General features: G+C 74.5%; 21 protein-coding genes, 1 tRNA gene and 1 riboswitch. Of the genes, 13 read left to right on the top strand and 9 right to left on the bottom strand.

The window, feature by feature from the left end; translation table 11 throughout:
• Positions 1–501: 501 nt before the first annotated feature.
• Positions 502–1149, bottom strand: a complete 648-nt coding sequence (locus tag ACFQ6N_RS15030) for a response regulator (protein ID WP_380649359.1) — start codon at positions 1147–1149, stop codon at positions 502–504.
• The gene (locus ACFQ6N_RS15025; RefSeq protein WP_380649358.1) at positions 1146–2468 is read right to left on the bottom strand and encodes a sensor histidine kinase; all 1323 of its coding nucleotides are present in this window, start codon (positions 2466–2468) and stop codon (positions 1146–1148) included. The genes ACFQ6N_RS15030 and ACFQ6N_RS15025 overlap by 4 nt, the downstream gene beginning before the upstream one ends.
• Before the next feature lie 390 nt (positions 2469–2858).
• Here ACFQ6N_RS15025 and ACFQ6N_RS15020 point away from each other — a divergent pair, with 390 nt between their 5' ends.
• The 7 genes from ACFQ6N_RS15020 to ACFQ6N_RS14990 all read left to right on the top strand — a co-directional run bounded on the left by ACFQ6N_RS15020 (position 2859) and on the right by ACFQ6N_RS14990 (position 9438).
• Positions 2859–3410, top strand: coding sequence for a heme-binding protein (locus tag ACFQ6N_RS15020; protein ID WP_380649357.1), 552 nt, complete (start codon positions 2859–2861; stop codon positions 3408–3410).
• A gap of 170 nt (positions 3411–3580) precedes the next feature.
• Complete coding sequence (locus tag ACFQ6N_RS15015; RefSeq protein ID WP_380649355.1) at positions 3581–4006, top strand: hypothetical protein; 426 nt, start codon at positions 3581–3583, stop codon at positions 4004–4006.
• Between the two features lie 147 nt (positions 4007–4153).
• Positions 4154–5038 (top strand): NAD(P)-dependent oxidoreductase, encoded by an 885-nt coding sequence (locus tag ACFQ6N_RS15010; protein WP_380649354.1) that lies wholly within the window; start codon positions 4154–4156, stop codon positions 5036–5038.
• Between the two features lie 137 nt (positions 5039–5175).
• The gene (locus tag ACFQ6N_RS15005) at positions 5176–5754 is read left to right on the top strand and encodes a flavodoxin family protein (RefSeq protein ID WP_380649353.1); all 579 of its coding nucleotides are present in this window, start codon (positions 5176–5178) and stop codon (positions 5752–5754) included.
• Positions 5755–6070: 316 nt separating this feature from the next.
• A complete protein-coding gene (locus ACFQ6N_RS15000) occupies positions 6071–7204 on the top strand; it encodes an LPXTG cell wall anchor domain-containing protein (protein WP_380649351.1) in 1134 nt (377 codons plus the stop codon).
• Positions 7205–7371: 167 nt separating this feature from the next.
• Entirely contained in the window at positions 7372–8598 is a 1227-nt protein-coding gene (locus ACFQ6N_RS14995; protein ID WP_380649350.1) for a hypothetical protein, read from the top strand.
• A 66-nt stretch (positions 8599–8664) separates the two neighbouring features.
• On the top strand, positions 8665–9438 hold the full coding sequence (locus ACFQ6N_RS14990) for a MerR family transcriptional regulator (protein ID WP_380649349.1): 774 nt from the start codon (positions 8665–8667) through the stop codon (positions 9436–9438).
• A gap of 112 nt (positions 9439–9550) precedes the next feature.
• Here the strand turns inward: ACFQ6N_RS14990 and ACFQ6N_RS14985 are convergent, their stop codons facing one another.
• A complete protein-coding gene (locus ACFQ6N_RS14985) occupies positions 9551–10678 on the bottom strand; it encodes a helix-turn-helix domain-containing protein (RefSeq protein ID WP_380649348.1) in 1128 nt (375 codons plus the stop codon).
• A gap of 234 nt (positions 10679–10912) precedes the next feature.
• On the opposite strand from ACFQ6N_RS14985, the gene ACFQ6N_RS14980 reads away from it, so the two are divergent.
• Positions 10913–11638, top strand: a complete 726-nt coding sequence (locus tag ACFQ6N_RS14980) for an RNA polymerase sigma factor (protein WP_380649347.1) — start codon at positions 10913–10915, stop codon at positions 11636–11638.
• On the top strand, positions 11635–13110 hold the full coding sequence (locus tag ACFQ6N_RS14975; protein WP_380649346.1) for a hypothetical protein: 1476 nt from the start codon (positions 11635–11637) through the stop codon (positions 13108–13110). The genes ACFQ6N_RS14980 and ACFQ6N_RS14975 overlap by 4 nt, the downstream gene beginning before the upstream one ends.
• A 64-nt stretch (positions 13111–13174) precedes the next feature.
• Here ACFQ6N_RS14975 and ACFQ6N_RS14970 read toward each other — a convergent pair whose 3' ends face one another.
• On the bottom strand, positions 13175–14674 hold the full coding sequence (locus ACFQ6N_RS14970; protein WP_380649345.1) for an aminopeptidase P family protein: 1500 nt from the start codon (positions 14672–14674) through the stop codon (positions 13175–13177).
• Between the two features lie 147 nt (positions 14675–14821).
• A complete protein-coding gene (locus ACFQ6N_RS14965) occupies positions 14822–16312 on the bottom strand; it encodes a PP2C family protein-serine/threonine phosphatase (protein ID WP_380649344.1) in 1491 nt (496 codons plus the stop codon).
• A 614-nt stretch (positions 16313–16926) separates the two neighbouring features.
• Here ACFQ6N_RS14965 and ACFQ6N_RS14960 point away from each other — a divergent pair.
• Positions 16927–17562, top strand: coding sequence for a bifunctional DNA primase/polymerase (locus ACFQ6N_RS14960; protein ID WP_380649342.1), 636 nt, complete (start codon positions 16927–16929; stop codon positions 17560–17562).
• Between the two features lie 319 nt (positions 17563–17881).
• Here ACFQ6N_RS14960 and ACFQ6N_RS14955 read toward each other — a convergent pair whose 3' ends face one another.
• From ACFQ6N_RS14955 to ACFQ6N_RS14940, 4 genes are all read right to left on the bottom strand, one after another.
• Positions 17882–18865 carry a DUF5926 family protein gene (locus ACFQ6N_RS14955; RefSeq protein WP_380649340.1) on the bottom strand — a complete coding sequence of 328 codons (984 nt, stop codon included), beginning with the start codon at positions 18863–18865 and terminating at the stop codon, positions 17882–17884.
• A 125-nt stretch (positions 18866–18990) separates the two neighbouring features.
• Positions 18991–19425, bottom strand: coding sequence for an ATP-binding protein (locus tag ACFQ6N_RS14950; RefSeq protein WP_380649339.1), 435 nt, complete (start codon positions 19423–19425; stop codon positions 18991–18993).
• A gap of 405 nt (positions 19426–19830) precedes the next feature.
• Positions 19831–20655: a glycerophosphodiester phosphodiesterase gene (locus tag ACFQ6N_RS14945; protein ID WP_380649338.1), complete on the bottom strand. Its 825-nt coding sequence runs from the start codon at positions 20653–20655 to the stop codon at positions 19831–19833.
• Between the two features lie 95 nt (positions 20656–20750).
• The gene (locus ACFQ6N_RS14940; protein WP_380649337.1) at positions 20751–22160 is read right to left on the bottom strand and encodes a purine-cytosine permease family protein; all 1410 of its coding nucleotides are present in this window, start codon (positions 22158–22160) and stop codon (positions 20751–20753) included.
• Positions 22153–22299, bottom strand: a riboswitch (TPP riboswitch). It overlaps the preceding gene by 8 nt.
• A gap of 209 nt (positions 22300–22508) precedes the next feature.
• Here ACFQ6N_RS14940 and ACFQ6N_RS14935 point away from each other — a divergent pair.
• The 3 genes from ACFQ6N_RS14935 (at position 22509) to ACFQ6N_RS14925 (ending at position 25452) form a co-directional block, all read left to right on the top strand.
• Complete coding sequence (locus tag ACFQ6N_RS14935) at positions 22509–24335, top strand: S1C family serine protease (protein WP_380649335.1); 1827 nt, start codon at positions 22509–22511, stop codon at positions 24333–24335.
• Positions 24336–24398: 63 nt separating this feature from the next.
• Positions 24399–24486 (top strand) — tRNA-Ser (locus ACFQ6N_RS14930).
• Positions 24487–24618: 132 nt separating this feature from the next.
• On the top strand, positions 24619–25452 hold the full coding sequence (locus tag ACFQ6N_RS14925; RefSeq protein WP_380649334.1) for a MerR family transcriptional regulator: 834 nt from the start codon (positions 24619–24621) through the stop codon (positions 25450–25452).
• Positions 25453–25578 lie beyond the last annotated feature (126 nt).

Genomic DNA, 25578 nt, shown 5'->3' with positions numbered 1-25578 from the left:
GCCCGGCGGGGGGGGGGGGGGGGGGGGGGGGGGGGGGGGGGGGGGGGGGGGGGTGGGGGGGGGGGGGGGGGGGGGGCGGCCCCCCCCCGCCCCCCCCCCCACGCCACCTCGTCACGCGGCTTCGGCGCTGCCGCTCCCCCGACACCCCGGCAGCCCCGCCGTTCCCCCCTGGCAGCACCCTCCGGCGAGAGCGGTCCGCACAGGCCCCGGCGAGCCCCCACCCCCGGGGACGTCGTTGATCTCAAACTAACAAACCGCGTGGTTGGTTTGTCAATAGTGGGATCCACGAAACATCCACATTGTGATGGCCGGTCGGCGGCCGCTCGAAAGCCATCGGACCAGGCAATTGCGGGCCCGTCGGGGGTGCCGGGCCCCCGCGCCGTGCGCACCGGGCCGAGTCCGGGCCGCGCGGACAGCGGCTCGGAACCAGACATTCCGAGCATCATGACAGTACGCAGTGACACCGGGCGAGTGCCCAGCGCAGCCGGGAGGGGGGCCGGCTCAGCGCAGCAGCCGGCGCTCCTTCGCCACCGCGACCGCGCCCGACCGGGTGTCCACGCCCAACTTGTCGTAGATCCGACCGAGATGCGTCTTCACCGTGGCCTCGCTGATGAACAGCGCCCGCGCGATCTCCCGGTTGCCCAGCCCCTGCGCCAGCTGTCCGAGGATGTCCTGCTCGCGCTCGGTGAGCTGCGGCGCGGGGGCCCGCATGTGCGCCATCACCCGGGAGGCGACCGGCGGCGAGAGCACCGTCCGGCCCTGCGCGGCCGCGTGCACGGCGGCGAACAGCTCCTCCGGCCGCTCGGCCTTCAGCAGGTACCCGGTGGCCCCGGCGGCGATCGCCCGGGTGATGTCGGCATCGGTGTCGTACGTGGTGAGCACCAGCACGTGCGGCCCGCCCCGGACGGCGGTGATCCGCCGGGTGGCCTCCACCCCGTCGATGCCGTCACCGAGCTGGAGGTCCATCAGCACCACCTGCGGCACCAGCCGGGCGGCGAGCGCGACGGCCTCCTCCCCGGTGCTGGCCTCGCCGACCACCTCGATGTCGCCCGCGCTGGCGAGCAGTGCCAGCAGACCGGCCCGGACCACCGCGTGGTCGTCGCAGACCAGCAGCCGGACGGGGGCCGTACGGGCCGGGGTCGGGTTCATCGGTGCTCCAGGGGGATCGCGGCGGAGACGACGGTGCCCTCGCCGGGGGTGCTCTCCACGGTCAGCGTGCCACCCAGCTGCCGCAGCCGGGCGCGCATCGCGGGCAGTCCGTACCCGCGGCCGCCCCCGGTGCCCGCGGCGGCCGGGTCGAAGCCCAGGCCGTCGTCCGCGATGTCCAGGACGGCCTGGTCGCCGAGGAACGACAGCGTGATCGCCGCGGCCGAGGCCCCGGCGTGCTCACGGACGTTGGCCAGCGCGCCCTGGGCGATCCGCAGCAGCGCGGACTGGGCGGCGGCGGGCAGCGGGACGGGCGTGCCGTCCAGGTGGAAGCGGACCGGCAGCCCGCTCTCGGCGGACTCCCGTCCGGCCAGCGCCCGCAGCGCCCGGTCGAGCGGGCGGCCGTCGGCGAGTTCGGCCGGCGCGAGGTCGTGGACGAAGCGGCGGGCCTCGGCCAGGTTTCGGGCGGCCACCTCGGCCGCGGTCCGGACGTGGGTGCGGGCGGTCGCCGGGTCGGCGTCCCAGGTGCGCTCGGCGGCCTGCAGCAGCATCTGCTGGCTGGACAGGCCCTGCGCCAGGGTGTCGTGGATCTCCATCGCCAGCCGTGCGCGCTCGGCCAGGGTGCCCTCCCGCCGCTCGGTGGCGGCGAGTTCGCGCCGGGTGCGGACCAGGTCGGCGATCAGCGCCCGCTGCCGGGCGGCCTGCCGGGCCATGATCAGGAAGACGCCGGTGGCGAGCGCGGCCACTGTCGGCGGCAGCAGGACGAGGGTCGCGTCCGCCCCGCCGGGCAGCCGGATCTCGGCGATCACCACCAGCAGGGTCAGCGCGCCCACCAGCGGGATCGCCGCCTTCGCGGGCAGCGCCCGCAGCGCGGTGTAGACCAGCGGGACGGCGCACCAGGCGAAGCTCGGCGCGAGCAGCACCAGCACCACCCAGAGCACGACCACCACGCCCAGCTGCCGGCGGCGGCCCCGGCCCGACGGGGTCGGGCGCCGACGGTCGAGCCAGGAGCCGGCCGGCTGGGCGACGGCCAGGGCGGCGCTCAGCCCGATCACCCAGGGGGCCTGGGAGCTGCCGGAGTGGTGGCTGAGGTAGCGGTTGAGCGAGGCGGCGAGCAGCACCACGAAGGCGGAGTCCAGCAGCAGCGCCAGCCGGCCCGCGTCCGGGTCCCCGGCATCGCGGCCGAGCGCGTCGGCCCGGTCGGGACCACCGGCACGGCCAGCACTGTCAGCACCATCGGCACGACCGGTGTCACCGGCATCACCGGCACGACCGGCATCACCGGTGCCCGGGCGGTCGGCGGCGGGGCGGGGCTGCGGCACGGGTGGCTCCTGGTCGGACGGGCGGCGTACGGGCGGCGGGTCCGCACCGACCCGCACCGACCTGCGCCGATCCCTCGATGGTGACCCGTACGGCCCGGTCCCGCATCAGCCGATCGGTTGACGCCGCCGTCCGCCATCACGCCCAGGCGTCCGCGCCGGACCGTCGATGCCGCGGGCCCGCCCCCGGCCGGAGGATCGAAGCACGCCGCCGGGCACCCCCCGGTCCGGCGGCCCCCGATCCCCACCGCATCACCCCGCCCCACACCCCGCCCCGCCCCACCCACCGCATCACCCCGCCCCACACCCCGCCCCGCCCCACCCACCGCATCACCCCGCCCCACCCAACCCACCGCATCACCCCACCCCGCAGACCCGCTGAGGAGCTGGACCATGAAGAAGACCTCCGTGCGCACCCGGGTGCTGACCGGCACCGTCGCCGCCGCCGCGATCGCCGCCGCCACCGTCGGCGCCGTCTCGGCCAGTGCCGAGACCACCGAGACCCCGGCCGCGGTGAAGGCCGACGCGCAGAACCGGAACCTCGCCCAGAGCACCGGTCTGACCATCGACGCCGCCACCCGCGCCGCCCAGGCCGCCCTGGACGCGGCGACCAAGGTCGGCCAGCACGTCTCGGTCGCGGTCGTCGACCGGGACGGCGTCACCCGGGTGCTGCTCAAGGGCGACGGCGCCGGCCCGCAGGCCCCCGAGTCGGCCGAGCGCAAGGCCTTCACGGCGGTCTCCTGGAACGCGCCGACCTCGGAGCTGGCCAAGCGCCTGGCCCAGGCCCCCAACCTCAAGGACATCCCGGGCACCCTGTTCCTGGCCGGCGGCGCCCCGGTGCAGTCCAAGGGCGCCCCGGTCGCGGCGATCGGTGTCGCGGGTGCGCCCAGCGGCGACCTGGACGAGCAGTTCGCGCAGGCCGGCGTCGCCGCGCTGGCCAAGTGACGCCCCGGCCGGTCGGCCGTCCCGCACCCGGGGCGCCCCGACCGGCCGCCCGCCGGCCCGGCCGGTTCATTGACTCGTTCGGGTGAACGCCGGGAGGGCCGCCGCAGAACACGGGGTGACCCTTCGAAAAGCCGCTGCCGCTGTCAGTGCCGCGTGGCAGGCTTCCCGGTATGACGGCGTGGACCCTCAACGACATCGAACGTGCGATCCGCTCCTCCTGGGGAGTCGACACCTGTGCGCCCGAGGACTTGGCCCACTGGCGTCCCGACAACCCCGCCCGCGGCCAGTGCGGGGTGACGGCGATGGTGCTGCACGACCTGCTCGGCGGCGATCTGATGATGGGCGAGGTGTACGTCGACGGGGTGCGGACGGACCTCCACTGGTGGAACCGCTTCGCCACCGGCTTCGAGATCGACCTCACCCGTGAGCAGTTCGGGCCGGACGAGCTGGTCGGCCCGGGCCGACCGGTCGCCCGCCCGGCCCGTCCCGGCCGGCTCCAGGCCCAGTACGAGCTGTTGCGCGGCCGGGTGGTCGCCGAGCTGGAGCGGGGCGCCGCCGCCGGCCTCGGCCGGATGCCGGCGCGCGCCTGCGCGTGAACGGCCGGGCCCCCGCGGCCAGGGTCCTTCCGATGCCCGCGGAGCGGCGGAAGGCGGGCGCTTCGCCGTCGTGAACACGGCTGCCCGGCCGCACTCCTGACGTACAGTCGGCCGCACACGAGCGGTGGCGACGACGGGAGTGCGCGGATGGCCGGGACGACGGTCGGTTTCGTGGGGCTGGGCGCGATGGGACGGGGCATGGCCGGCAGCCTGCTGCGGGCCGGTCACGCCGTCCGGGTCTGGAACCGTTCGCCCGGGCCGGTGGCCGCCCTGGTGGCCGAGGGCGCGGAGGCGGCCGACTCGCTCGCCGGGGTGTTCGCCGCCGGCACGGTGGTCTCGATGCTCGCCGACGACGCCGCGGTCGAGCGGCTGCTGCTCGACCCCGCGCTGCTGGCCGGTGCGGCGGCGACCCTGCACATCAACATGGCGACCGTCTCGACGGCGCTCGCCGAGCGGGCCGAGGCGTCGCACGCCGAGCACGGCATCGGCTACGTCGCCGCTCCCGTCCTCGGCCGGCCGCCGGCCGCGGCGGAGGGCGCGCTGAACGTCCTGGCCGCGGGCGCCCCGGACCTGCTGGCCCGGGCCGAGCCGCTGTTCGCCGCGATGGGCCGGCGCACCTGGTGCTTCGGCGACAGCCCCCGGCAGGCCAACACCGCCAAGATCAGCACCAACTTCCTGCTGGCCTGCGCGATCGAGTCGATGGCCGAGGCGTGCAGCCTGGCCGACGCCAACGGCGTCCGGCCGACCGACCTGGTCGAGATGCTCACCGGCACGCTCTTCCCGGGGCCGGTCTACTCCGGCTACGGCGCGATGGTCGCCGAGCGCCGGTACGAGCCGGCCGGCTTCCGGCTGCCGCTGGGGCTCAAGGACGTGGGCCTCGCGCTGGAGGCGGGCGCCGCGCGCAACGTCCCGCTGCCGTTCGGCAGCATCCTGCGGGACGCCTTCCTGGACGCGCTGGCCCACGGTGACGGGGACAAGGACTGGGCGGCGGTCGCCGCCGTCGCCCGCCGCCGGGCCGGGCTGCCCGCGTGACCCCGGGCCGTCCCGAGGCCACGGGCGTCGGCAGGGGCTTCGGGGCGGCTGCCCGCCGCCACCCCGAACAGACGGAATAACCGGTGTGCGGCCGCTGCTCGCACCTGCGTCCGCAGTCCACGACCGGGGGAGTACCGATGGCCGATCAGCCGTCCGACGCCGACGCACCACGCCGTTTCCTGTTCCTCGACGCCGGCGCGCGTCCCGACGGCAACTCCGTCGGCCTCGCCCGGCTGGCCGCCGAGTCGAGCCTGCCGGCCGGGGCGGAGCAGCGCTGGCTGCGGTTGAGCGAGTACCCGCTGCCGCCCTTCCAGGACCTGCGGCACACCGGTGACGGCCGCTACCCCGAGCCGGTCGGACACGAGCGGACGCTGCTGGACGCCACCCTGGAGGCGACCGACCTGGTCTTCGTCGCGCCGCTGTACTGGTACTCGCTGCCGACCGCCGCCAAGCTCTACCTGGACTACTGGTCCGCCTGGTTCCGGGTGCCCGGGGTCGACTTCCGCGCCGGGATGCGCGGCGGCACCGTCTGGGGCGTCACCGCCCTCGCCACCGGCGACGACAAGGCCGAGCCGCTGATCGGCACGCTCCGGCTGACCGCCGAGTACATGGGGATGCGCTGGGGCGGCGTGCTGCTCGGCAACGGCTCCCGCCCGGGCGACGTGCTGAGCGACGAGCGGGCGCTGACGGCGGCCAAGTCCTTCTTCGCGGACTGACGGTCCGGCCCGGCCCCGTACCCGCGCCCGCCCGGCCCCGTACCGCCGCCGGCCGGGCTGCGGTACGGTCGTCCGGACGTGTACTCGTCACTCTGCAGTCATCTTTTGGCAAAGCGCAAAAGCCTTGCCAAGAGACAGAGTTGGACGATTCGGGCATGCCTGCCCCAAGCCTCGGTCACAGTGCGGCACCCGCCTTCCGGACCGGTCGGATCATTCGGTACTGTCCGTCGCACTTTCAGCTTCGCGGGGGGCATGCGGCGTCCGCGGCCGCCCCCTCGCGCCCGGGCCGCGCCCGGAGACGTCCGTGAGGTCTCCCTTGTCCATACGTCGCAGTCTTGCCCTCGCCGGCGCCGCCGCGCTCGCGTCCTCGCTCGTGCTGGCCGGCGCCCAGGGCGCCATGGCCGTCGGCACCACCGGCTCCCCGTCCGCCGCCGCGCCGCAGGCCGACAAGGCGGCGCGCGCGAGCCTGGACCTCTCGCTGAACGGCGTCCCCGGTGCCTTCATCGCCGGCGGTGACGCCCGTGACTTCAGCGTCAGGATCGACAACCGCACCAAGCACGACTTCGTCTTCCTGCCGCTGCTCAAGTTCAAGAACAAGGCGGGCTCGCTCCAGGCGAAGGACCTCAAGGTCCAGTACCAGCTGCCCGGCGGCCAGTGGCAGACCGCGGTGGTCGCCCCCGACCAGAGCGGCGAGAAGAACAGCTCGGTCCTGATGATGCTCGGCGCCCTCGACTCGGCCGGGAACCCGGTCGACGACGACCTGCACGTGGTGAACCGCGGCGCCAACTACACGATCAAGGTCCGGGCCTCCTTCGGCGACGACTCCCCGCTCGGCCGGGCCGGCGTCATCCCGGTCGTCTTCGCCGCCCAGCTCGACGACGACAGCCACCAGCCGGTCGACAACGGCCACCTCAGCTGCGACGGCGGCGTCGGGTTCGTCATCAAGGCCCGCGGCGGCAAGCCGAGCCCGACGGCCACCCCGACCCACAGCGGCAAGCCCAGCCCGACCGCCACGACGCCGACCGAGAAGCCGACCGACAAGCCCACCGATAAGCCGACGGACAAGCCGACCGATAAGCCCACCGACAAGCCGACCGATAAGCCCACGGACAAGCCCACGGACAAGCCGACCACCCCGGCCACCGGCGAGCCGTCCCCCTCCGCCCCGAGCTCCGCCCCGACCTCCGCCCCGGCCCCGGGCGAGAGCAGCGGCGACACCCCCGGCCCGATCGACTTCCCGGTGGAGCCCCCGGTCATCACCCCGCCGCCGCTGACCCCGGCCGCCGTCGACAAGGCCAAGGCCACCGCGGACAGCAGTGACAAGGCCCTGGCCCAGACCGGTGGCGGCGACGACACCACCGCGATCGCGGCCGTCGGCGGCGCCGTCCTGGTGGCCGGTGTCGGCACCCTCGTGGTGCTGCGCCGCCGCAAGCCCGGCCGACAGAGCTGACCCAGCGCCTCGGCGCCGACCAGGGGGTGCCCGGTCCGGGTCACCCCCCGGTTCCCCCGTGCCGCCCGCGCCGTCCGTCGAACGGACACGCGGGCGGCACGGGCGGTACTCGTCCGTCACATAGGATGTCCGGCCGGAGGGGGGCGGAACCGGCGGGGAGAGGACAGGTGCGGGAAGCACGCACGGCGCGGGCCACCACCGATTACGAGGCGACGACCGGACGTATCGCGGGACTGCCGCTGCGCAGGCACCACGTCCTGCTGGTCGCCTGGACGGTGCTCTGGTTCTTCCTGGTCGAACCGAGCGGCGGCTTCTCCTGGCACTACCTGCGCCAGGGCGAGCAACTGCTCTTCAGCGGCCAGTCCGACGGCGGACTGTCGCTCTACGCCCACCACCCGGAGCTGCAGATCGGCCCGGTGAGCCTCGCCGCGGCCAGGCTCACGGCCCCGTTCTCGCCGCACACCGGCCAGCTGATCGCCGAGGCGGCGAGCGCCGCGCTCGGCCTGGTGATGCTCGTCGTGGTCGGCCGCACGGCCGCCCTCTACTACCTGGGCACCGGCACCAACCACCGCCGGCTCCAGCAGCGCCTGCTGATCGCCGGACTGGCCTTCATCCCGATGTGGGTCGAGGTGTCGGTCCGCTTCGCGCACCTGGACGACGTCCTCGCGCTGTTCTTCACCACCCTCGCCGCGCACGCCCTCGCCCGCGGCAAGCCCGTCCAGGTCGCGATCTTCCTGGCGCTGGCGGTGGACTCCAAGCCCTGGGCGATCGCCTTCGCCCCGCTGATCCTGGCGCTGCCCCGGCCCGCCTGGCTGCGCACCGCGCTCTGGTTCTGCCTGCTGGTGGCGGTCGCCTGGCTGCCGTTCTACCTGGGCAACCTGGACACCATGGCGGCCGCCAAGTTCACCATCCCCAACCAGCCCGCCTCCGCGCTGCGCTGGTTCGGGGTGACGGACCCGAACACCCCCTGGTGGGACCGCCCCACCCAGTTCGCGCTCGGCATCGGCCTCGGCTGCGTCGCCGTCTGGCGCGGGCGCTGGCCGGCCGTGGTGCTGCTCGGCGCGGACGCCCGGATCCTGCTCGACCCGAGCGTCTACACGTACTACACGGCGTCGATCCTGCTCGGCACCCTGCTCTGGGACGCGATCGGGCAGAAGCGGCTCGTCCCGTGGTGGAGCTGGATCGCGCTGGCCGCGCTGTACGGCGGCACGCTGCTCCTCCCGTCCGACTCGGCGCGCGGCTTCGTCCGGCTGGCCTTCGTGGTGGTGTCCGCCGCGTACGTGCTGCTCTGGCCGACCCAGCAGCCCCGCCGTCCGCGCGGTCAGGGCCAGGGCGACGGCGGGCGCCGGTCCGGCCGGCGGCGCGAGCGGGTCCTGGTCGGCGCCGACGCCTGAGCGGGCGGCTTGACCCTCACGCGACGTGAGAGCCGAGGCTGGTGGTCAGCACCAGGGAGGAACCCGATGACCGGCGAGGACTACTCGGTCGGCGCCGTGGCGAAGATCGCCAAGGTGACCGTCCGGACCCTGCACCACTACGACGAGATCGGCCTGCTGTCCCCGGCCGGCCGTACCCGGACGGGCTACCGCCGGTACGCGGACAGCGACCTCGACCGGCTGCAGCAGATCCTCTTCTACCGCGAACTGGGCTTCCCCCTGGACGAGATCGCGGCGATCCTGGACGACCACTCGGTCGGCCCGAGCGAACACCTCCGGCGCCAGCACCGACTGCTGACCGACCGGATCAGGCACCTCCAGGACCTCGCCACCGCCGTCGAACACGCCATGGAGGCACGGAGAATGGGCATTCAGCTGACCCCGGAGGAGAAGTTCGAGATCTTCGGCGAGGGCTACCGGGAGGACTGGGAGCAGGAGGCCGAGCAGCGCTGGGGCGACACCGCGGCCTGGGCCGAGTCCCAGCGCCGCACCGGCGGCTACGCCAAGGCCGACTGGCAGCGGATCCAGGCCGAGATGACCGGGCTCAACACCCGGCTGGCCGAGGCGCTCACCGCCGGCGAGCCCGCCGACGGCACGGTCGCCGGGGGCCTCGCCGAGGAGCACCGGCAGCACATCTGCCGGAACTTCTACGACTGCACGTACACCATCCACCGCGGCCTGGCCTCCCTGTACGTCTCCGACCAGCGTTGGACGGACACGTACGAGACGATCGCCCCGGGCCTGGCGCGCTGGCTGCACGACGCCATCGTCGCCAACGCGGACCGGCGCGAAGCGGAGTAGACCGCGCTCGGGCCGCGACGCGCCCGAAGCGGCCCGGCCGCCCGCGCCGTACGGCGACCCCGGCCGCGCGGACCCCTCAGGCCGCGCGGACCGCTCAGGCCGCGCGGACCGCTCAGGCCGCGCCGCGTCCGAAGGAACGCCGGTAGGCGGTCGGGGAGGTGCGCATCACCCGGCCGAAGTGGTGCCGGAAGGTGGCGGAGCTCTCGAAGCCGACCGCCGCGGCGATCTCCTCCACCGTCCCGTCCGGCGACTCCAGCAGCACCAGACTGGCCGCGATGCGCTGGGTGACGACCCAGCGCATCGGGCTGGTCCCGTTGCGGGCCGTGAAGTGCCGCAGGTACGAGCGGTCCGACATCCGGGCGGCGCGGGCCAGGACCGGCACGGTCAGCGGCGAGGACAGGTGGTCCAGCGCCCACTGCATGCTGCGGGCGATCCCGTCGTCCTCCTCCTCGACCGGGCCGACCGCCGCCTCGATGAACTGGGCCTGCCCGCCGTCCCGGTGCGGCGCCACCACGAAGCGGCGGGCGACCGTGTTGGCCACCCTGGCGCCGTGGTCCCGGCGGACCAGGTGCAGGCAGAGGTCGATCCCGGCCGCGCTGCCCGCGCTGGTGAGCACGTCCCCGTTGTCCACGTACAGCACGTCCGGGTCGACCAGCACCGCCGGGTGGCGCTGCTGGAGCAGGTCGGCGTAGCGCCAGTGGGTGGTCGCCCGCCGGCCGTCCAGCAGCCCGGCGGCGGCCAGCGCGAAGGCGCCCGAGCAGATCGACACGATCCGGGCGCCGCGCTCGTGCGCGGTGCGCAGCGCCTCGACCAGCCCGGGGGAGATCCCGCCGCCGAACGCGTTCGGCACGCCGGGGACCACCACCGTGTCGGCGGCGGCCAGTTCGTCCAGCCCGTGCCGGGCGGTCAGGGCGAAGCCGCCCACCGCGTCCAGCTCCGTTCCGGGCCGGTCCGCGCACACCTTCAGCCCGTACCAGGGCGTGGCCAGCAGCCCGGTCAGCTCGGGCCGGGCCAGCCCGAACACCTCGACCACGACGCCGAGTTCGAACGGCGCCATGCCCTCGAAGGCGTACACCGCGACGTCGTGCACCGGCTCCGGCCGGCGGCCGATGGCGACGGCCACCGGCCCACGGGTGGCGGTTGCGGTCGCGGTACCGGCCCCGGTGTCGGTCGCGGTACCGGTTGCCGTCGCGGTCGCGGTACCGGCGCCGACCGGGCCCTCGACGTCCTGCTCGGCCATGCGAACCCCCTGCTCACGGGTGGCGGAATGCCGGTGAGTGTAGCCGTCCCGGCCATCTCGGAACTTTCTTCGAACCCGCCTGCAACCTCCACCCCGTCCGCACGTCCATGGGTACGGGGGCGGAGGGAACCGGGCCGAAGGCGGCTGGAACGATCGCCCCGATCATGATCTTGATCAGGTGACCTGACGGTCCGGCGGACGCCGACACCGTCCCGGGGGAAAGCGGCAACACGCATGTCCATGGCCATCGGGCCGACCGTCGTGCCGGCAGCGGCGCGCGGCTTCAGCATCCGGGGGGCGGTCGCCGCGCTGTTCGGCGTCCAGGAGGCATCGGAGGCGCAGCAGGCCGACGGGCCGCTCGCCGGCCCGGTCGCCGCCCCGCTCGCCGGCCCGGTCGCCGCCCCGGAACAGGAGGCGAAGCAGCGCCGCGCCGGTTTCCGGCTGCTCCTCGGCGGCCGCAAGCCGGCCGATGACCGCCCCACCCTGACCGACCTGTACCACGCCCACCGGCTCGGCCTGGTCCGGATGGCCGTGATGCTGGTCGACCACCAGGACCTGGCCGAGGACGTCGTCCAGGAGGCCTTCACCCAGCTCTACCAGCGCTACGGCGAGGACCTGGACGACCTCGACAACGCCCTCGGCTACCTGCGGACCTCGGTGGTCAACGGCGCCCGCTCGATGCTGCGCCGCCGCAAGACCGCCCGCGAGTACGTGCCGCCGCACGAGGCCGACGCCCCGTCCGCCGAGGACCACGCGGTGCTCAACGACGAGCACCGGCGGGTGCTGGTCGCCTTGCAGGAGTTGACCCCGCGCCAGCGCGAGGTGCTGGTGCTGCGCTACTGGTCCGACCTGTCGGAGGCGCAGATAGCCGACACCCTGGGACTGTCCCGGGGCGCCGTGAAGTCCACGGCCAGTCGCGCTCTGGACGCCTTGGAAAAGCACCTGGAGAAGGTTCGATGACCGACAAGTTCTCCCGCCGGAGCGGCGGCAGCGGCGGCGGCAGCGGCGGCGGCAGTGGCAGTGGCAGCGGCGGCAGTGACGGCGGCGGCGAGCCGGCCGAGACACCGACCGAACGGCTGCTCCGCGAGGCCCTGGGCGCGCGCGCCACCCTGGTCACCGCGGACAGCCTGCGCCCGGCCGCACCCCCGAAGAACCGGATCCGACGGCTGCGCCCGGTGTACGCCGTCGCCGTGCCGCTCGGCCTGGCCGCCGCCATGGCGGTCAGCGTGCTCACCTTCCACGGCGATCCGGTCGCCCACGACCTCGTCCCGCCGCCGGCCGCCACCCTGACGTCCTCCCCGAGCCCGACTCCGGAGCCCACCGCGGAGCCGACCGCCGCCCCCTCGGCCACCCCGGAGGACACCGGCGCCCCCACCGGCGAGCCCGAACTCCCGCTGTCCGACGCCACCCCGTCCTCCACCCCGCCGACCACCGCCACCACAGCCCCGGCCGGCCCGTCGACCCCGTACACCCTCCGGGGCGTCAGGTTCAGGGTCCCGGCGGGCTGGAAGCCCGTGCCGGTCTCGCAGAGGCAGGTCTGCGTGCTGAGCCCGGGCGCGCCGACGGAGCCGCAGCAGGGCTGGTCGCAGGTGATGTGCGAGCCGTACGGCGTCATGGTCGTGGTCTACGACGACCCGGACGAGCTGGAGGGCGGTGCCTGGCCCGTGATGGCCGACCTGGCCTCGGACTCCGGGTGGGGCCACCAGCCGAACTGCCCGGTCTGGGGCCGCCCGTACTTCCCGCCCGACGGCTACTCGTCGGTCGGCGCGGCCGTGCGGACCAGGCCGTCGCTGGCCGGGAAGACGGCCGACAAGACCCAGTGGAAGGTCACCTGCAAGCCCGGTGACACGTTCACGGCCCAGCTGTGGGGGTTGGCCCCGGACCAGGTGTACGTGGTGGCGAACGGTCTCAAGGACGACTACCAGCCCGGCCTGCAGTCGATCCTCGGCAGCCTGGACGTGAGCGGTCACAAGGCACCCGGGGCGACCGGCGCCACCGTCTCCGTGACCGGTCTCAAGAACGGCCTTCAGGTGCCGAACAACGAGACCGAGGTCCCCTTCTCGGTCACCTTCAGGAACACCGGCAGCACGAAGATCACCGGGGCGAAGGCGCTGGTCTCCCTGGACAACTACCCGGGGGCACCGGCGGACGGGCCGATGGGGGGAACCCTGGACCACCAGGAGGGCGGGGCCTGGAAGTCCGTGCCCCTGCGCTTCGTCTCCGGCGGCGTGGCCGGGTCCCAGTACCCGGGTGTGCCGGTCGACCTGGATCCCGGGCAGAGCGCCACGGTGAGCTACCGGCTGGTCCTGAACAGTGGGGACGGCCCGGGCACCCTGCCGCTGTCCGTGCGGCTGGCGGTGCCGAACGGCACCGCGGGGGACGCCAAGGCGCTCGTCACCACCGTCTACCAGCTGCAGGTGGTCGCCAGGTAGCCGGGACGCACGAGGGCCCGGCCTCCCGCCGTTCGGGAGGCCGGGCCCTTCGCCGTGCGGTGGCTCAGGCCGGCGAGGCCATCCAGGCCTCGACGTCCTCGGAGCGGCGGGGCAGGCCGGCCGAGAGGTTCTCGTTGCCGTCGGCGGTGACCAGGATGTCGTCCTCGATCCGGACGCCGATGCCGCGGTACTCCTCCGGCACGGTCAGGTCGTCCTGCTGGAAGTACAGGCCGGGCTCGACGGTGAGCACCATGCCGGGCACCAGCAGCGCGTCGACGTGCTCCTCGCGGCGCGAGTGGGCGCAGTCGTGGACGTCCAGGCCGAGCATGTGGCCGGTGCCGTGCAGGGTCCAGCGGCGCTGGAGGCCCAGCTCCAGGACCTTCTCGACGTCGTACACCGAGGCGTCCAGCAGGCCCCAGGCGAGCAGGCGCTCGGCGAGCACCCGCTGCGAGGCCTCGTGGAAGTCGCGGAAGCGGGCGCCGGGCTTCACCGCGGCGATGCCGGCCTCCTGGGCGTCGTACACCGCGTCGTAGATCTTGCGCTGCAGGTCGGTGAAGCGGCCGTCGATCGGCAGGCTGCGGGTGACGTCGGCGGTGTAGAGGGTGTGGGTCTCCACGCCCGCGTCCAGGAGCAGCAGCTCACCGGGGCGGACGTCGCCGTCGTTGCGGACCCAGTGCAGGGTGGTGGCGTGCGGGCCGGCGGCGGCGATGGTGCCGTAGCCGACGTCGTTGCCCTCGACCCGGGCGCGGCGCCAGAAGGTGCCCTCGATCCAGCGCTCGGAGGTGGCGACGGCCTGGCCCAGCTCGCGGACCACGTCGGTGAAGCCCTTGACGGTGGCGTCGCAGGCGGCGCGCAGCTCGCCGATCTCCCACTCGTCCTTGACCAGGCGCAGGCCGCTCAGGAACTCCTTGAGCTCGGCGTCCCGGTCGGCGTCCAGCGCGTCGGCGAGCGCGGCCTCCAGGCCGGCGTCGTAGCCGCGGACGATCCGGGTCGGCACGGCGGAGCCCTCGGTGAGCCCGGCCAGCTCCTCGGCGGCCTTGCGGACGTCGCGGGCGGGCAGGCCGAGCAGCTGCTCCTGCTCGGTCAGGCTGTGCCGGCGGCCGACCCACAGCTCGCCGTGGCCGTCCAGCCAGAACTCGCCGTTCTCGCGGTCGGAGCGGGGCAGCAGGTAGAGCGCGAAGTCGTGGCCGGCCTCGCCGGTCGGCTCGCCGACCAGCACCGCGTCCTCGGTCTGGTCGCCGGTGAGGTGCACGTACTCGCTGGAGGCGCGGAAGGCGTAGTCGGTGTCGTTGGCGCGCACCCGCAGGTTGCCGGCCGGGACCACCAGGCGCTCGCCCGGGTAGGCGGCGGACAGCGCGGCGCGGCGCGCGGCCGCGTACGGGGCCTGCGGGACGGGGGTGAGGCCGTGCAGCTCGGTGTCGGCCCAGCCGGTCTTCATCGAGGCGGCCAGTTCGTCGGAGATCTCGCCGTAGAGGCCGTTCTTGCGGCCCTTGAACTCCTGCGGCTCCTCGCCGCCCTCGGCCTCGGGGTTCTCGGCCACCGCGGGGGTGCGGTCCTCGGTCACGTGCAACGCCTCCTTGGGGGGTGGTACCGCCGCCCCGCGGGGGAGTGTCGGGTCGCGACACGCGCGGGCGGCCGTGCGTCCATGGTACGGACGCCCGGCCGCTCGTTCGTTCGGGCCCGGTGGGACCCGTTCGGACCGGGGGAGCGGCTACTCGAAGCGGGCCGCGAGCAGCATCAGGTCGTCGGTGGCCGGGGCGGTCTCGGGGCCCGGGCAGACGGCGAGCAGGTGGGCGCAGAGCCGCTCGGGGTCGATCCGCACGTCGCGCGGGGCGTCGGCGGCGGCCCGGCGCAGGTTGGCCTGCCCGGCGTGCAGGGTCGGGCCGCAGCGGCGGGCCAGGCCCTCGGTGTAGAGCAGCAGGGTGTCGCCGCGCTCGGCGGTGAACTCCACCCCGGGCGCCTCCCAGCAGGCCAGCATGCCGAGCGGGGCGGAGAGCGAGGTCTCGACGAACTCGGCGCCGTGCCGGCCGACCAGGATCGGCGGGCAGTGCCCGGCGCCGGCCAGGGTGATCCGGCGTTCCCCGGGCTCGATCCAGGCGTAGACGGCGGTGGCGGTCCGGGTCGGCTCGGTGGTCTTGAGCAGCAGCTCCAGGTCGCCGAGGACGGAGACCGGGTCCTCGCCCTCCAGGACGGCGTACGCCCGCAGCGCGGCCCGGATCCGGCCCATCGCGGCGGCCGCGCCGGGGGCGGAGCCGGGGCCCGCGCCGGGGCCGTCGCCGGAGACGGAGCCGACGGTGAGGCCGACGGTGGCGTCCGGCAGCGGGATCGCGTCGTACCAGTCGCTGCCGCAGGAGCGGTCCAGCCCGGCCGGGACGAGCCGGGCGGCCAGCCGCAGTCCGGCGGTCCGGGGGAGGTGGTCGGGCAGCAGGCCGCGGCGCAGTGCCTCGGTGGTGTGCCGGATGCGGTCGGCCTCCAACTGCTTGGCGAGCAGCGGGGCGGCGATCTCGCAGTAGTGGCGTGCCAGTTCGCGCCGGCACTCGGTGGGTTCGGCGGGCTCGTCGTAGAACCAGAGGGCGGCGGCGAGCGGGCCGTCCTCGGCGGTGGCGAGCGGCAGGCCGTAGGCGCCGCCGAGGCCGAGGTGGACGGCGAGTTCGCGCAGCCGGGCGCCGATGGCCGGGTCCTCGGCGAGGTCGCGGGAGTGCACCCGCGCGGGCCGGTCCCGTTCGCGCAGCAGCCGGGCGAGCAGGCTCTGCTCGGTGGGGACGGTCTCCAGGGCGCCCAGGCTGGCGCGGTCGAGGCCGAGGCCGACGGGCTGGCCGGGGCCGCCGCCCGGCATCCGGGTGACCAGGACGCCGCGGCGGGCGCCGAGCAGGGCGGCGCCGGAGTCGAGGACGGCGTCCAGGGTGGCGGTGAGGCCGCGGGCCCGGGCGAGCCGCTCGGTGTGCTCGTGCAGGCTGGTGATATCGGACAGGCGTCCGGCCAAACGGTCCTGCACCGAGGTGGACGGCGCCCCGCGGTCGTCCGCGTGGCCGTCCGGCGCGTCCGCGTGGCCGTCCGGCGTGTCGGCGGGGTGGTCCGGTGTGTCGGCGGGGCCGGGCAGCCCCGGCGGGTCGAGGACGGTGAGCCCGCCTGCGCAGCCGGGTTCGCCCGGTTCGGCGGTCGTCGTCGACGGAAGGGCGGTCGACGGGTGGGACTCGGTCATGCCGCCACTCCTGACGCGGTGCTACGTGCCATGCGAAACCCCCAGATACGGCCAATGTGGAGCGAGCACGGCCAAAGGGCGTGTTTCGCCTCGATTCGCTACTACTCGTCATTGATCGACAGCAATGCCACCACTTCTACACAGGCCATTCGGGGCATGTCCAGATCCAGGACGACGCGGTGGCGGGTTCCACATCCATCGCGACCCGGTCGGGGGGCGTGCGTGGCCGGTGCGTGCGCCGGTCGGGCCGGAGGAATGGAGCGGGCCGCGAGCGGGCAGAACCGAGGGGACGGACCGGGCGGCCGTCCGGATCGTATGCCCGTGCCGCCCGGGAGCCGGGTCGGCCGGAAGTCTCTCACTCGTACGGTGGAACCAAGCGCGCCCGGGCGGCGTCCATCCGGTCGCATACGGGATTCTCGTTCCAAGGGCTGTTCCAGTGCGCGGCCCTTCTCATGTCGTGCTCCACACCGTGCTCCACGTCGTAGCCGCGCCCGTCCGCCTTGCCGCCCGCTCCGCTTCGTCCGGGGCCGTGCCGCGGCGGGCCCGCGCGGAGGATCCCGACGGCTGCCGACGGAGCGGAGCGAACCGAGCGGTCAGGGAAAGGAACGAGCGCCATGCGTGAGAACCCGAAGGACCGGTCGGAAGAGCGTGCCGCCCGGCTCGCCGCGGCCCTGGCGGCCGCCGTCGACCACCGCTGGCCCGTGGTGCCGGCGGCCGTGCTGTGCGGCGGGCGCTGCTCCTGCGGCGACCCGGACTGCACCGTCCCCGCCGCGCACCCGCACGACCCCTCGCTGCTGGCCGCCACCACGGACGCCCGGATGGTGCGCTGGTGGTGGGAGCGGCAGAGCCCGGACGCGGCGGTACTGGCCGCCACCGGCTCCACGGTCTCGGCGGTCAGCCTGCCGGCGGCGGCCGGGGCGCGGGCGCTGGTCTACCTGAGCGCGCTGCGGATGCCGCTCGGCCCGGTGCTGGCGATGCCGGGCCGCTACGCGCTGCTGGTGGCCCCGTACTCGCTGGATGCGCTCGGCGAGATGCTCGCCCAACTCCCCTGGGTGCCGGGGTCGTTGCGCTACCACGGGCCGGGCGGCTTCCTGCCGCTGCCGCCCGGCGGGCCGGCCGGCCGGGTGCGCTGGGTGCTGGCGCCGCGTCCGGGCGCCGGCGGCGGGGTCTGGCTGCCGCAGGTCGGGCCGCTGCTGGGCGAGTTGGTGGAGGCGACGGTCCGGCTGGACAGCGGCCGTTCGGCGTACTGATCCGGCGGAGCGGGGGCCTGGACGGCGACTGTTCGGCGGACCGGGGGCCGCGGGCCGCACGGGGGCTTCGGAGCGGCGGTGCCGGACGCCGGCGCCCGGGCGACGGTGTCCGCGGCGGCGGACCCGGCGGGCCCGTTGACCGGGGCGTTCCGGAAAAACAAAAGATCCGGCCGCTGGCGACGGGGGATGCACCAGCGGCCGGACTCTTTAGACAGTAACAAGGATCCGCGCTCGCGCCAATTTCCAAGACGCCCTCCACGCCCGGAAATTGCGCGTTCGCGGCGACAATGTGACGCGTATCACGCGGATCCTGCGTGCTTTAGTTCAGAGTGACCTGACGGTTCACCAGGTTCGCGCGGGCGCGCCGCTCCTCGGCGGTCAGCGGGGTCTCGTCGGCGAGCACCGCGGCGAGCCGCTCGGCGAACTCGGCGGCCGGCTTCTCGCAGTCGGCGGCGGTCATCGCGAGCGGCAGGTCCCACACCGGGACGGTCAGGCCGTGCGCGCGGAACGAGCCGACCAGGCGGGTGTCCGTGCCGAGCGAGGCCTCGCCGGCGGCGTTCAGCCGGGCCAGCGCGTCCAGCAGCTTCTCCTCGGGCACCGTCATCACCCAGCGCAGGTGGTTCTTGTCCGGGGTGCCGCACCAGTAGGCGGCGTCGACGCTGCCCAGCTTCTCGGTCGGGATGGCCGAGGCGTTGGCGCGCTCCAGGGAGGCGGCGACCTCGCCGGTGGCGGTCTCGGCGTCCTCCAGCCAGAACTCGAAGCCGGTGTGCACGGCGGGCGCGAACCCGGCGGTGGTGTCCAGCAGGTCCTGGAGGCGGCGACCGCCCGGGACGGTCCGGCGGGCCGGCACCGGGCTGCCCGGCTCGGTGGCCAGGGCCAGCTCCAGGGCGTCCGCGAGGTCGCGGCTGAGGTCGCCGGAGGAGGACTGGGTCTGGAGGCCGAGCAGGATCGAGCCGTCCTGGCGGCGCAGGGCCGGCCAGGCCAGCGGCAGCACGGTGGCCAGGGTCACCGACGGGACGTCCCCGGCGATGCCGTCGGCCACCCCGGCGGCCAGCGTCAGCGGCACCGTGGCGGCGGGCACCAGCTCGCGCAGCGCCACCCAGTCGGCCTCGCCCGGCAGGCCCTCGAACGGGCGGTGCACCAGCTCCTGCACCGCGTGCGAGGCCTCGCGGCCGTGACAGGCCTTGTAGCGGCGACCCGAGCCGCAGGGGCAGTCCTCGCGGGCCCCGACCACGGGGACCTCGCCCGTGACGGCGGTGGTGGACTGACGCTGCGGCGCCTTCTTGGCGGCCTTCTTGCCCATGGTGCGGCTCTCCCGGGAACGGTGGTCCTCTGACCCGGGAAGCCTACTGACGTTCCTCCCGCACCCGTGCTACCCCCGGCGCGCGCGAACGCGCCGGGGCGGTCGGGCAGGGGGTGCGGGCCGGTCTACGCGCTCCGGGCGTCGCCTCCGGTGCGCCGGGCGTGCCGGGCCCGGGCGGGGAGCGCGGCCCAGACCGTCACCTCGCCGGGCGCGTCGCGCACGCCCCAGTCACCGGCCAGCTGGTCGACGATGCTCAGGCCGCGGCCGCCGCGCGAGGTCAGCGAGGGACTGGCGGGCAGCGGCCGGGTGGCCGCACCGCCGTCGGTGACCTCCAGGGTGAGCACGCCGTCGGCGTGCAGCTGCCAGCGGACCAGCACTCCGCCGTCCGGCTCGCCCGGACCGCCGTCCTGCTCCCGGCCGTCCTGCTCCCGGGCACCCGGCGCGGCGTGCGCCCCGGACGGGACGCCGACCAGCACCTGCCCGAGCACCTCCGCCCGGGCGCTGCGTCCGAGTGCCCGCAGCGGGCCGAGCGGACGGGCGTAACGACAGGCGTTGCTCAACAGTTCGGAGAGGATCAGTACGGCATCATCGATGACCGGTTCCGGTATCTGCCGGTCACCCAGATCTCGACGCAGTCGGCGCCGCGCGACCCCGACACTCGATGGGCCGTGCGGCACCGCCATGGTCGATGAAGTCGGCACTTCACGCGCCACCATCAACGCCACCCCCGGACCTCCTTCAGCGATTGCCGAGGGAGAGATGCCCCTTGGTAATGCGTCGGAAACGAGCACCGGACGATCCCGCGAGCCCATTTCGAGCGCCGCGACCCAGGGTGGACACGAGGTCATTCCGTGCTCACCCTCCGTCGTCCGGGGGCAAGAATTCCGGCAATATCGCACGGAGAAGGTTTGAGTGCCGACCAGAGCGATCAGTCCGCACCGGCACGGCCTCCGGCCGCGGCCCGGTCAGCGTCCGAGCCGCGCCAGCACCTCGGCGGGCCGGTTGGTGATGATCGCGGACACCCCGAGCTCCAGGCAGAGCTCGACGTCGGCCGGCTCGTCCACCGTCCACACGTGCACCTTGTGCCCCAGCTCGCGCAGCCGGGTCACCAGCTGCGGACGGGCCCGCACCAGCTCGATGCCCGGACCGGCGATCCGCGCCCCGCCCGGCAGCGGCGAGCCCTCGCGCAGCCGGCCGAGCAGCGGCAGCGCGCGCTCGAACAGGAACACCCGCCGGAAGTCCGGCGCGGCGGCGGCCACCCGGTTCAGCGCGATCGAGGAGAAGCTCATGATCCGGGCGGACGGGCGGTCGCCCTCCCGGACCGTGCCGATCTTGTACCGCTCCAGCGTCCGCAGCAGCTCGGCCTCCACCCGGCCGCGGAAGCGCACCGGGTGCTTGGTCTCGATCGCCAGGTCCACCGGGCGGCCGCAGTCCACCACCAGCTCCAGCAGGCGCTCCAGCCGCAGCACCCCGCGCAGCTCGGGATCGGTGCTGGGACGGCCGGTCTTCCAGGCGCCGAAGTCGTACGCCTCCAGCTCGGCGAGCGTCATCGCCGAGACGGTGCCGCGGCCGTTGGAGACCCGGCCGATCCGACGGTCGTGCACGCACACCAGCCGGTTGTCGGCCGTCAGCCGGACGTCGCACTCCACCGCGTCGGCGCCCTCGTCGAGCGCGCGCCGGTAGGCCGCGAGGGTGTGCTCGGGCAGGGCGTGGGAGGAGCCGCGGTGGGCGATCACCTGGACGGGCGGTGCGGTGCGCGCCGTCGCCGAGGACGGGTCTGTGCTGGTCACAGGCCCAACGATAGGCGGCGCAGGTGAAGCGGAGACGAAGACGGCCCCAACCTGTGGGGCCGTCTTCGTCTCGCGGGACCGCGGCGGGACCGCCGTCAGCGCGCGGCGCGGCGGCCGAACGCGGAGAGCGCCCAGGTGGCCAGCGCGGGCACCAGGAAGGCGAACAGCGAGGCGGAGGTCCACTCCTGCGGGGTGAAGTGCAGCGCCCGCTGGGCGGAGGTCCAGAAGTCCGTCCACCAGCCGGCCACCGCGGTCGGCGCGATGAACTGGTAGACCGCGAAGCCCAGCAGCCACGGCAGCAGCATCGTCCAGCGGGACGGCGCCTCCTCCGAGAGGTTCCAGCCGTACCGGCCGGCGCCGAAGAAGAAGTCCACCGCCAGCACCGCCAGCAGCGGCACGAACACCGAGCCGATCAGGCCGAGGAAGTTGGTGTAGGTGTCGGTGAACCGGTCGATCTGCAGCGCCAGCACGGTGGTCAGCACGCCGATCACGCCGGTCAGCACCCGGCGGTCCGCCTTCGGCAGCAGGTTCTGCACCGACATCGCGGTCGAGTACACGTTGGCGAAGGACTGGTCCGTCTCGCGCAGCACCAGGACCAGCAGGAACAGCCAGCCCGCCCAGACGCCGAGGAAGGAGTCGAAGATCCGGTTCGGGTCGCCGTCGGACTGGAGCAGCGCCATCAGGCCGAGCGCGTAGCACCAGACCTGGGCGATCGTGTAGCCCGAGAAGCTGCCCCAGAACGCCGAGCGCGGGGTGCGCGAGTGCCGGGTGTAGTCGGCGGCCAGCGGGACGAAGGAGATCGACACCGCGATCATCGCGTCGGTCGCGCCCAGGAAGCCGTGCCAGTTGCCGGCGCCCGGGTCCGGCACGCCCTGGCGGCCCAGCTGGACGGTGAAGTACACCATCGCGACGGCGACCGCCCCGGCCACGAAGCGGCGCAGCACCGCGATCGAGCCCAGCGGCCAGATCGTCAGCGCGGTGGTCAGCGCGCCCGCGAGCAGGACGAACAGCCAGCGGTAGCCGCTGGTGTGGGCCACGGTCTGGGCGCCCGCCGAGATCGTCAGCAGCTCGAACACGCCCCAGCCGACGCACTGCACGATGTTCAGCACGGTCGGCAGGTACGACAGCCGGGTGCCGAACAGGCCGCGCAGGTTGGCCATCGCGGGGGCGCCGGTCCGGGCGCCGATCAGCGCGGCCACGCCCAGCATCGCGGTGCCGACCGCCGTACCGACCACGATCGCGGTCACCGCGGCGGCCAGCGAGAGCTCGCTGCCGGGGGCGCCGAGCACGGTGGCGGCGGTGGAGAAGCCGATCAGACTGACGCCCAGGTTCATCCAGAGCGCGAAGTGGTCCCGGAAGCGCAGCGTGCGCGGCGGCTCGGTGTCGAGGACCAGCGGAGCCTCGACCCTCCCGGCAGGGTCCCGGACGGCCGTCGAGGCCGTGGATTCGGGGAAATCCTTGGACGCGGGCGCGCCCGGAGAAGAGGATGGCGAAGCAGGCGGCATGGCCGATACTCCCTACGCCGGCATTACCCGGACAGGTTCCGGCGGTCTGCGCCCCCTCGACCGTCCGCGTCACTCGTGTGGCGTACGGTCGACATGCGCACTCTCAGCCTGGTCGGTCCAAGCTCCCGCGTGTCAGTTAGGAGCGACAGGCTAACCGGCAGGGGGGCGAACACCCAAGGCCAGTGCGTCCGCGTCCGCATCGCGGGACGCCCGGCGGGGGGAGGGGAGCCCGCGGTCGTCGGCGCCGGCTAAGGATTCTTATGAGTTCTTCAGAGGGGTCCTTACGGTAATCGAATCGACAGTGCGAAAAACTATGGTCCTTGGTTCTGCCAGCTATGGAGGTCGTCCGTGAGCACCGAGCGCGAGGTTGGGCCCGCCGGGCCGCAGGGGGAGCAGCCCGCCGGGCAGGGGGCGGCCGAGTCCGTGTCCGACGCCCCCGCTCAGGGAGGGCACCAGCCGACCATGGCCTTCCGGCGGGTCCCCGAGCCGGAGGCCGCCCCGGCCGGGGGCGTCCCGGCCGAGAACGCCGAGGCCGCCGACGCGGTGCCGGCCGACGGGGGGCACAAGCCCACCGTCGCCTTCACCAAGGTCTCCGCGCCGGAGGCCCCGGCCGCACCCGTGGCGCCGGTCGCGCCGGTCGTCGAGCAGCCCGTCGCCGAGCAGCCGGTCGCCGAGCAGCCCGTCGTCGACCAGGCCACCGGGTACATCGACGCGCCGCCGCCGGTCCTGCCGCCCGCCCCGGCCGCTCCGGCCGCCGCGCCCGCGGCCCCCGCACTGCCGCCGGCCGCCAACCCGTACGCCACCCCGTCGCACGGCGTCCCCGCCGCCGGCGTGCACGAGGCCTACGACGCCTACGGCGCCGCCCCGGTCACCCCCGGTGCCCCGGCCGCGCCCGCCGCGCACGGCCACCACCCGTTCGGCGCCGGCCAGCCGGTCGGCGGCTGGGGCCCGACCCACGACGCCGGCTCCGGCGCGGGCTACCCCGGCGGCCCGGGGGGCCCGCTCGGCTACCCGGCCGAGTACCCCGGCGGCCCGCAGGGCGGCGGCCCCGGCAAGAAGAAGCGCGGCGGCCTGGTCGCCCTGATCGCGGCCGTCGCCCTGGTCGCCGGCGTGGCGGGCGGCGCGCTCGGCGTGAGCGTCGCCGACCGCAACAACAGCGTCAACTCCGCGGACGACCACCGCAGCACCACCGTCCAGGCCAGTGACACCCAGAAGAACGAGCCCGCCCCCGGTTCGATCGCCGCCATCGCGCAGAAGGCGCTGCCCAGCGTCGTCACCATCAAGGCGCAGGGCAACGGCGAGTCCGGCACCGGCACCGGCTTCGTCTTCGACACCGAGGGCCACATCCTCACCAACAACCACGTGGTCGCGCCGACCCTCAACGGCGGCAAACTGACCGTCAAGTTCGCCGACGGCACCTCCTACAACGCCTCGGTGCTCGGCCACGCCGAGGGCTACGACGTCGCCGTGGTCAAGATCGACAACCCGCCGAAGAGCAAGCTGACCCCGCTGCCGCTGGCCGACTCCGACAAGGTCAACGTCGGCGACGCCACCGTCGCGATCGGCGCGCCGTACGGCCTGGAGTCCACCGTCACCAGCGGCATCATCAGCGCCAAGGACCGCCCGGTCGCCTCCGGCGACGACACCGGCTCGCAGGCCTCCTACATGAACGCCCTGCAGACCGACGCCTCGATCAACCCCGGCAACTCCGGCGGCCCGCTGCTCGACTCCGGCGGCGCGGTGGTCGGCATCAACTCGGCGATCCAGTCCAACGCCTCCGCCAACGGCCGGGCCGGCAGCATCGGCCTGGGCTTCGCCATCCCGATCAACCAGGCCAAGTGGGTCGCGGACACCCTGATCAAGACCGGCAAGCCGGTCTACGCCAAGCTCGACGTGCTGCGCAACGACGACTACAAGGGCGACGGCGCGCAGATCCAGACCAAGGACGTCCAGGGCCAGCCGGCCGTCACCCCCGGCGGCGCCGCCGACAAGGCCGGCCTCAAGCCGGGCGACGTCATCACCAAGCTCGGCGGCGCGCCGATCGAGAACGGCCCCGCCCTGGTCAGCCGGATCTGGACGCACAAGCCCGGCGAGACCGTCGACGTCGAGTACACCCGCAACGGACAGCCGGGCACCACCAAGGTCACCCTCGGCCAGCGGGACGGCGACCAGTGACCCTCGGGTGCGCGAAACCATGTGCACCGAACCCCGCCGGACCCGTTAGGCTGACCTCCGCCTGGAGAGCTGCCCGAGCGGCCTAAGGGAACAGTCTTGAAAACTGTCGTGGCGTGACCCGTCACCGTGGGTTCGAATCCCACGCTCTCCGCTGGTAGGAGAACCACCTGCTCAGGGCGGGTGCCGACATCGAGTCGGCGCCCGCCTTCTGCGTTGCCGCCCCGGGCCGGCGGTGGGCCGGGGTTGACCCTGACACGGTGGGAGGCTGTGCAGTGGGGGCACCATGTTGAACATCGGAGACTTCGCCAGCCACGGCCGGGTGTCGGTACGGATGCTGCGCCACTACGACGCGCTCGGCCTGCTGCGGCCCGCCCGGGTGGACCCGGCCAGCGGGTACCGCTCGTACGAGGCGGCCCAACTCGCCCGGCTCAACCGGGTGATCGCGCTCAAGGACCTCGGCTTCACGCTGCAGCAGGTGCGGGCCGTCCTGGACGAGGAGGTCGGCGCGGCCGAACTGCGCGGGATGCTGCGGCTGCGGCGGGCCCAGCTCGCCGAGGCGATCGCGGCGGACGAGCTGCGGCTGGCCCGGGTGGAGGCGAGGCTCCGGACGATCGAGAGCGAGGGGACCATGTCCGCACACGAGGTCGTGGTGAAGCCGGTGCCGTCCGTCCGGGTGGCCCAACTCACCGGTGTGGCGGCGAGTTACGAGCCGGAGGACATCGGCCCGGTGATCGGCCCGCTGTTCGCCGAGCTGTGCCGGCGCACCGCCGCCGCCGGGATCCCGGAGGCCGGACCGTCCGTCGCCCGCTACGAGGACTCGCCGGAGGGCGACGGCTCGGTGCGGATCCTGGTCGCCGTCCCGGTCGGGCCGTCGGTGCGGCCGGGCGCGCACGACTTCGAGGTGCTCGACCTGCCGCCGATCGAGGAGGCGGCGACGGTCGTGCACCGCGGCTCGATGGACGACTCGATGGGCAGCGTCCAGGCCCTGGCCCGCTTCATCGACGAGAACGGCTACCGTTCGGCCGGCTACGCCCGTGAGCTGTACCTGGAGTGCCCGGACGACCCGGCGCGGTGGGTGGTCGAGTTCCAGGAGCCGGTGGTGCGCCGCCGGGACTGAGCGGCGTTTGCCCTCGACCCGGTCGAGGGTCCTAGGGCGCGTATTTGGTTGTGATCAATGGACGGTGCTGGTGAGGTCCTTGATCCAGATCATCGCGCCGCGAAGGTGGAGGCCGGCGAGGTAGCT

The sequence above is a fragment of the Kitasatospora sp. NPDC056446 genome (assembly GCF_042796115.1).
Taxonomy (GTDB): Bacteria; Actinomycetota; Actinomycetes; order Streptomycetales; family Streptomycetaceae; genus Kitasatospora.
The sequence above is the reverse complement of the archived record's forward strand: the minus strand, read 5'-3'. Positions and strand labels throughout refer to the sequence as shown.